This window comes from Pseudoalteromonas sp. OOF1S-7, assembly GCF_022347765.1.
Lineage (GTDB): Bacteria > Pseudomonadota > Gammaproteobacteria > Enterobacterales > Alteromonadaceae > Pseudoalteromonas.
Genome location: NZ_JAKRFZ010000003.1, coordinates 170,627 through 179,678, shown reverse-complemented (window position 1 = coordinate 179,678; position 9,052 = coordinate 170,627). Strand labels below are relative to the sequence as shown.

At 47.9% G+C, this 9,052-nt stretch carries 3 protein-coding genes; all 3 read right to left on the bottom strand.

Annotation, left to right across the window (positions count from 1 at the left end):
• Positions 1-24: 24 nt before the first annotated feature.
• Entirely contained in the window at positions 25-6,621 is a 6,597-nt protein-coding gene (locus MHN33_RS05800) for a non-ribosomal peptide synthetase (protein WP_239397060.1), read from the bottom strand.
• A gap of 205 nt (positions 6,622-6,826) precedes the next feature.
• Positions 6,827-7,900, bottom strand: coding sequence for an HAD-IIIC family phosphatase (locus MHN33_RS05795; protein WP_239397057.1), 1,074 nt, complete (start codon positions 7,898-7,900; stop codon positions 6,827-6,829).
• Positions 7,901-7,924: 24 nt separating this feature from the next.
• The gene (locus MHN33_RS05790; RefSeq protein ID WP_239397053.1) at positions 7,925-9,046 is read right to left on the bottom strand and encodes an acyl-CoA dehydrogenase family protein; all 1,122 of its coding nucleotides are present in this window, start codon (positions 9,044-9,046) and stop codon (positions 7,925-7,927) included.
• Between the last annotated feature and the right edge of the window lie 6 nt (positions 9,047-9,052).

Here is a 9,052-nt window from a genome sequence, read left to right as displayed (position 1 = left end):
GCAAAACAAAATAGAGTGATTGAGTTAAAATTCCATGATTTCCAGCTCAGAGTCTTGCGTATTCTCTATCTGCATTTGTAGCGTTTGCTGCCTTTTCGCCCTGTCAATTAACACGGCAATATCTTCGATGTTTGGGTTTTCAAATATCTGCCGCACATCTAATTGCACCTCCATTTGCTCCTGAACAATGCTTCGCAGCTTGAGCATAAGTAGGGAGTGGCCACCCAACTCGAACATGCTGACATCAATCGCAACGTGATCTTCGGCTTTATTCAACAACTGACACCAGATGCGTTGCAACTGCTTCTGGGTCTCAGTCACGGCCTCTTTATACGGACGTTCTGTGTACTGGAACTGATACTCAGGCAGCGTTGCGCGATCAATTTTGCCGTTGGGCAACCGAGGTAAGCGGCTCATAACAACCCAACCCGAGGGCATTAAGTAGACAGGCAGATGCTTTGCAAGCTTGGTCTTTAATATACTTTCCAACTGTTCATCGCTCTGCTGCTGATAAAATTCAGCCACTGGCTCAACATAAGCAATAATGCGCTTCTGGCCCTGCGTATCAGCAATCAGCTTAATAACACAGTTTTCGACCTCCGGAAGAGCCTTCAGCTGCCCTTGCAATTCGCCGAGTTCAATGCGTACTCCCCTTATCTTTACCTGCTCATCATTTCTGCCGACATATTCAAGTAAATCATCATTTGTCAGGCGAACCATGTCTCCGGTTCTGTACAGCCTTAAACCTGGTGCGAGTGACGGTATACAAACAAAGTGTCGTTCAGACATTGGCACATTATTGTCGTAGCCTCTGGCCACACTTTTGCCAGCCACATACAACTCTCCCACTACCCCTTTGGGTACCGGTTGCTGATCGTGCGACAAGACATAAAGTTGCGTATTTTTGACGGCCGTGCCAATGGGCGCGGGTTTATTGCTTTGGCGGCTCTCCTGCGAAATGACATGTCTGGCACAATACACCGCGGCCTCTGTCGGGCCATAGGCATTAACGATATTCAGATCCGGCAGACAACGCTTCATTCCTAACAGGGTGTCATGAGGAATTGGCTCCACTCCAACCATGATATGACGCAGTTGCAAATCGCCGCTTTCAGCCAAGCGCTTGTGCAAAGGTTGCACGTAAAATGGCGGTATATAAGCAAAATGAATGGCAGTATCCGCCATCCAGTTGAACAACAAAGTAGGATCAAACCTGACATCGTCTTCTACTATGTGCAGATTCATGCCAAAACACAGGGCAGTAAATATCTCATACACAGACGCATCAAAGCTTGAGGCAGCCCACCACATCGCATTTTGTTCACTGGGTGAATGGGCAATGTCAGCAAAATCATCCATCAGGTTATACAGATTGCCATGTTCTAACATGGCACCTTTGGGCTCACCGGTTGAACCTGATGTATACATCACATAAGCAAGACTTGCCGGTGTAATGGGCTGGTCCAGCACCAGATTTCCAGTCGACTCCGATGCAACCACAGCCCAGTCAGCATCAGGATCGAAACAAGTCACCCCGGCATCACGCAGTTCGGGTACATAAGCACCTTGCGCAATAACCAACACAGGCTGGCTATTTTGCACCATAAAACGAATGCGCTCTTTAGGGTACTGTGGATCAAGTGGCATAAATGCGCCCCCTGCCTTCAAGATCGCCATGATGGACACTATCATGTCTATGCCACGATCCAGCAGAACACCAACTACTTTCTCGTTACCTACCCCTTGTTTGCCAAGGTAGCGGGCCAGTTGGTTAGCGCGTTTATTCAGTTCATCATACGACAAACTGACTGAGCCACAAGTGAGTGCGAGGCTGTCGGGACGTTGCACGACCTGACTATCAAACAAGTGCAATGCGGTGTCCTGCTGAGTCGCTTTACTTGATGGGCCACTTAATACGTCTAGCAGGGCATGTTGTTGCTGTGAGTCCAGCAGCGACATCTCCGCCAGTGGCACTTGTGTATCACGACAGATGGTTTGCAACACATTAATGTAATACTGTGCCCATTGCTGAATGGTTTGGGCTTCAAATAAATCGGTTGCGAAGGTCAACCCACAATTTACAACACCATCAAACTCTTGCATTGCAAGAATTAAATCAAACTGTGATGATGCCACTGGCAACGTATTCGGTTGCACCTCGACACCCGGCATACCGGCAACATCATTAGGCGTATTGAGAAGTGAAATCATGGTCTGAAAAACAGGTGTGAAACTCATGCTTCGCTGAGGCTGCACTTGTTCTACCACTTTTTCGAACGGCGCACTTTGATGCTCATAGCCAGAGATGGCCACTTGTTTTACATGCTGCAAAAATGCCGTGATGGTATCGGTGTCATTTACCTCAGCCCGCAAGGCTATCGTATTCACAAAAAAGCCAATGATTGTCTCAAACTCAACTCTTTCCCGGTTTGAAACAGGCACCCCTGTCACTATGTCCGACTGCCCGCTTAGTTTTGCCATTAAGATAGACCAGCCTGCATATAAGACCATAAACAGAGACATGTTATGGCTTTTTGCCAGTTGCTCCAACTGGCTTACCAATGCATTATCCAGTTGAAACTTGTGGATATCACCTTTGAATGACTGCACCGCTGGTCGCGATTTATCATAGGGTAACTCCAGTAACGGCAATGCCCCTGTGAGATTTTGTTGCCAATAGTCAAGAGACTCAGCAATTTTGCCTCCCTGACACTCATCACGTTGCCACTGTGCATAGTCGGCATACTGTAACGGCATTGGCTGCAGCGCCCCGGACTGTCCTTGTGCACACTGACGATAACTGGTGATCAGGTCGTTCAGCAAAATATTGGTAGACCAGCCATCAGATACAATGTGATGCATGGCAAGCGTCAATACCCAGGATTGTTCAGGCAGCTTCAGTAAAGAAGCCCGAACCAGAGGCCCCTGCTCAAGGTCAAAAGGGGCGTTTAATGTGATTGCCACTTTTTCCCGGATCTGCTCAAAGCGCGTTGCATCATCTTCCGTCAGCAGTTCCCATACATCCAGCTGCAAAGAGCCTGCGGGTTCAATGACCTGACAAGCCTCACCGCTATCTGCTTTGACAAATCGGGTACGCAAAATTTCGTGCTTGTCCTGAATCGCGGTTAGCGCTTGTTGCAATAGCACCGGCTCCAGCTCCCCCCGTAGCCGGAACGAGCCGCCAAGGTTATAAGCACTGTTGGTCTGCCCCATTTGATCAATTAGCCACAAACGATGCTGTGCTAATGACAAGGGGATAGGCTGGCTGCGGTCAACTTTTGCGACGGGCATGGCTGCTGCCTCTTGCTCATCAGGTATCAACTGAGCAAGCTGTTGGATAGTCGGGCAGGCAAACAAATCTTTTAAGGTGAGTGACCACCCCTTTTGCTGCTTTATGGACGTCAGGAAACGGACAGCGCTCAAAGAGTGTCCACCTAGCTCGAAAAAGCTTTCATTGCGCCCGGGCTGCTCAATCCCAAGCAAATCACACCAAATAGTCGCCAAAAAGGTTTCGATTTCCCCCTGCGGAGCTTGTTCAGCGCAGGCAATACTGCCATCGTCCTGAGGCAGAGGCAGAGCTTTAACATCGATTTTACCGTTCACCGTTAAAGGCCAGGCGTCCAGTGTCATAATGTATGCAGGGATCATGAATTCAGGCAAAGACACCGATAATTGACGTTTCAGTGCTTCGATATCAATTTGCTGTCCTGATGCGGGGATAACATAAGCCAGTAACTGTTTATCGCCCTGCGACACCTCTCGACAGGTTACCAGCGCTAAATGTACATTTGTTTGCGCCTTCAGTGCCGCTTCAATTTCACCGGGTTCAATTCGAATTCCTCTGATCTTAAACTGCACATCGTTTCGGCCGAGATACTCAATTTGCCCATTCTCATTAAACCTCACCCTGTCACCGGTGCGGTACATTCGGGCAGAAATATCATCACTGAAAGGGTTCGCGATGAAACGCTGTGCAGTGAGTTCTGCGTTGTTGAGGTACCCTCTGGATAAACACTTACCCGCAATATAGAGCTCGCCTGTCACCCCGGTAGCAACCGGTTTTTGATTCTGGTCCAGCACATAGAGCTGACAATTGTGCACCGGATACCCTAAAGGTACTCTGAGAATGTCACTCGCCTCGCCCTCCTGCGCGTCTCGCTGACACACCCAGCTAGCCACTTCGATGGTGGTTTCTGCGGGTCCGTAAAAATTCACCAAGTCCGCCTGCATATTGGTGCTAAAGAACTGATTTTGCAAACTGACAGAGAGTTCCTCCCCACCACTAAACACACGCTTCAACGAAACACAGTTTGTCCAACTCGGGTGTTCTAACAAGACACTGAGCATAGAAGGCACAAAATGAATATGGCTAATCTGATGCTGTGCAATAGCATCGAGCAGATAATCCGGGTCTCGTTGTCCTCCTGGTATCGCCATAACCAGCCGGGCATCCGTGGTCAAAGGCCACCATACTTCCCACACAGAGACATCAAAGCTAAAGGCCGTTTTTTGCAAGACGGCATCGTCGTGGTGCAGTGGGTAGGTATCCTGGATCCAGTGCAGGTGGTTGCGCAGCGCACTGTGCTCCACCATGACACCTTTGGGCAGACCTGTAGAACCGGATGTATAAATCACATACGCCAGATCATCGATTGACGCCCCAGGTAGTAAAGAGAGATTAGCTGCGGAATAAGCATCAAAAGCCCCCTCTGAATCCACCTGGACCTTGGGACACGCCGATTCTGGCAAATTTTCCTTAAGGTCTTGCTGGGTTAAAATCAGACCCGGCCGGGCATCGTCCAGCAACGCGGTAATGCGCTGTTCAGGATGCTCGGGATCCAACATTAAATACGCCCCTCCCGCTTTCATAGTCGCCAATATTGCCACTACAACGTCAATGCTGCGCTCCATATAAATAGCCACGATCGTCTCACGGCCCACCCCTTGTTCGCGCAAGTAGTGGGCAAGCCGATTGGCCATTTCATTGAGCTGCGTATTACTTATCTGGGTATCTGCAAACTGCAATGCAATTTGCGCTGGGTGCAAGGCGACTTGTTGCTCAAATAATTGATGCACCAGTGCTGCCGGTTCCGGCAACTCGCATGATGTATCATTGTATTGAGTCAGCAAGCGCGCTGTTTCATCGCCCGGCAGAATATTGAGCTGTGCGAGTGTCTGGTTTGCAGAGTCACACAAGGCATGTAATACCCGATGGAAATAATCACGCCATCTGACAATCGTATCGGCCTTGAAAAGATCGGTGGCATAGCTAAAGTGACCAGTCACTTCACTGCCAGTATCATTAAGCACCAGGGTGACATCATATTTTTCACCACCCGATGAAATAGGGTAAGGCGATAGCCCCATCGCTTGCTCAGCCGAATTATCCAGCGGAGTATTAACAAGTACAATCATCGTCTGAAATAAAGTACTGTGCGACAAGCTCCGTGCCGGATTGACCGCTTCCACCACATCTTCAAAGGCCGCGTCCTGATGGGCATAGCCATCGAGCAATAATTGTCTGACTTGTTTCAGAAACTCAGATATGTGTTGCGATGAAGTAAGGTCTGGTCGCAGTGCAAAGGTATTGACGAAAAACCCAATTAATCCTTCAATATCTTGCTGCCCCCGGTTTGCCGAAGACATACCAATAACCAGATCATCTTGCTGTGTCAGCTTGGCAAGCAAGATGGCCCACCCCGCAAATAACGTCATAAACATAGTGAGGTTATGAGATTGATTCAGCCTGATAAGCTTGCTTCGCAATGCTGAATCAATGGTCAAAGGTAACACGCTGCCTTTGAAGCTCTGAGCCGCTGGCCTGCTATAATCGGTCGGGAGTGCCAATAAATCGGGGGCACCACTGAGATGCTTTTTCCAAAAATCCACTTTATCCCGATACTGCTGCGGATAGTCATTTAGCTGTTTATTCTGCCACAGCGCAAAATCGCCATACTGTACAGGCAAAGGTGGCAGTGTTGCAACGCCACTCGTCTGATACTGTTGATACAACGCCAGTAATTCAGTGCAAAATACGCTCAATGACCAGGCGTCTGAGATAATGTGGTGAAACGTATAAACAAAAACATAGCTATCTTCCCCAGATTTGATAAGCCTGGTGCGCAGCAGCGGCCCTTTAGCCAAATCAAATGACGCCTTGGCTTCATTCAGTGCTATCTGTTTGATCTCTGTGTGCTTGTCTGCCTGCCCGGAAACATCGGTAAACAGCAACTCGAAAGCAGAGTCATCATTGATAATCTGCACCCCGTTGCCATCCGCGTCTTTGCTAAATGTGGTACGTAAGCTTTCATGACGAGCCACCATGTGGTTTAAAGCTTGTCGCAAAGCGTCGATATTTAATTCACCGTTAATTTCCAGACCACCAGAAATATTGTATGCTGACTGGGTGCCCGTTTTCTCCAGTTGATCCACCACCCACAAGCGACGTTGAGTCGCAGATAATGGTAAAATATTCAACTGTTTATCTCGAGTTGAAATAGCATTTTTATTCTTTTTTACTTTCCCCTGTAAGCGCATTTGTAGTAGTTTTTTCTTTTCAGCAGAAAGTTTTGCGCTATTAGAGAGCAACCCCGAAGATTTGTTTATTTGATTGTCATTCATAGTCTTTATTACTCTCACATTTCAGTGTCAATGGGCACTCAGAAACAAAAAGGATGATTCGTATTTTCCTGTAAGGAGAGTGAGGTGAGGCATCACTCATCCGCTTATTGCTGGTGATTACAAACTCGATTTTGGCGGGAGCCCTTGTCGCTCTGGCTCCCGGGATAGTTATTAGTAATGACGAGTTCTGTTATTTTGGCGACGACTAGCTGGCTTTTACCGATTCAAACAGGCCGCTGGCGGGAAATTCGATATTGACGAACTCCGGATACCCCTGACGGGCACCGCTGGAATAGTGCAATGTTTCGACCCCGGCGTCTTCGCTGTAAATACTGAAACCGGCAAAACGATAGGTTGTGTACATCATTCTATTGCGGTCGTTGGGTATTAACTCAGCATATAAGGTTTGTCGCTGTTCAATACTTTCATTGATCAGATAGTTTAAAAAGATAGAACCTACGCCTCTGGACATCACCCGACATGACATTAAGAAGGCTTTAATCGTCCACCCACCCGGACACAACGCCAGCAATGCCAAGCCAATTTTTCCATACTCACCGTATTTATCCTGCAATGAACACACCAGTAGCTCATGCTGCGGACAAGTACGAAACGCATCCAGCTCTTCATAACTATAAATGCGGCCAGTGGTATTTAACTGATTGGTTCTGGCGACCAACTCTTCCATTCTTTTTAAATCGACCTCTTTGGCCTGCTCAATCTTAAACACCATGCCAAGAGAAGCCAGAAACTCATCGGCAGGGCCTTCAAAGCTTTGCTCAACTTTGTTGCGTTCAATGTCATTGAGGTACATCCCCCGTCGTTTAACGGATTCATCCGTAATAAATCGCGGCATGAAGGCTGGCATATCAATTATTTGGGGAATATCGAGGCTGTCAATGCATAGCACTTCCGGATGACAACTTAAAACTTCTTCACGTTCAAAAGGCTGATCATCAATAAATGCAAAAGTATCAATGCCTATGTTCAAAGATTGTGCAATGTTGCTCACTGACTGGCTTTTCGTTCCCCAGTTGATCTGAGGGTAGAGAAAATACTCTGCGAGATTGTATTGCTCGAGCTTTTGCATAGCCAGGTCATGATCATTCTTACTGGCGATGGACTGTAAGATCCCTCTACGGTCGAGTTCTTTTATGGTATCCACTGCACTTTGCGACAGCTGAAGTTCATCCTGTTCAATCAGGATGCCATCCCACAGTGTATTATCAAGGTCCCAGACAACGCACTTAACCTGCCCGGGGGCTTTAGTTTTTTCCACTTTAATCACCTTAAAAATTGAATTTTAATGCGAAATCCACTGATTACCCTGAGAGGCAATCATCATTTGCAGCATCTGTACACTGCCCTCTATGATGCCGAACACTTTGGCATCGCGAAGGTAGCGTTCTACAGGGAACTGATCGCTTAACCCATTGGCACCATGAATTTGCGCTGCGTCATTGGCGGTTTTCAAGGCGTTTTCCGCGCTGCAATACTTGGCCGCTGCCGTCTTAATAATCATGTCAGCGTCCGACTCATCGCGCGCGCTCGCGGCATCCATACACATAAGCCGGGAAGAACGCGTAGCCACCAGCATATTGGTTAACATCTGTTGTATTAACTGGTGTTGGTAGAGCGGTTCACCAAACTGGTAACGCGTTTTAGTGTAGTGAATGCTGGCGTCAACACAGGCATTGGATAGACCCAATGCTCCCCAGGCAATGGTAAACCGGCCATGATCCAGAACAGAGCCTACAATTTGGGCCAGGATCAGCGGGTTCTGCCCCAACATGTGGGCTTTGGGCACTTTACAGTGGTTAAAGGTCAGCTTGCCCAGCATACCTGCGCGAAACCCATACATATTACTGATAGGGGTGATCTCCAGCCCAGGAGTATCTCGTTCAACAACCAAAGTGGCTGGCGCACCATTTAGTTTTCCTGCGACAAAAAAAACATCGGCCGTTTGTGCAAAAGAAATCCACTGTTTGCTGCCATTAACCACAATACAGTCATCTTCCAAAGTGAATTCCGTAAGCAGTCCATTCACGTCACTGCCGACCTCAGGCTCTGAAACAGCAAAAGCACCGATTAAATTGCCCGCGGCCAAAGGCGTTAGCCAGCGGTCCTTCTGCCAATCACTCCCCCAGCGCTGCAAGGCAAAGGTCATCATAGAGTGTACCGTAAACAGGCTCAACAAAGAACCACTGGCATAGCCCAGTAACTCACTCACCTTACCTATTTCAAACGCATTCAGAGCCTGACCACCGTATTCAGTGTCAACATTGGCCCCAAATACTCCCATTTTCGCCAATTCAGCGACAACACTTTGCGGTACAGCCTGGCAAGCATCATATTCGCCAGCCTGTGGTATCAAGACTTCCTTGCTATACGCTGAAAGGCTTTCCAATAATTGCTTATTTTTCATTATAAA

Coding starts and splice junctions, on each gene's coding strand:
- MHN33_RS05800 (WP_239397060.1), bottom strand. CDS start 6,621: ATGAATGACAATCAAATAAACAAATCTTCGGGGTTGCTCTCTAATAGC.
- MHN33_RS05790 (WP_239397053.1), bottom strand. CDS start 9,046: ATGAAAAATAAGCAATTATTGGAAAGCCTTTCAGCGTATAGCAAGGAA.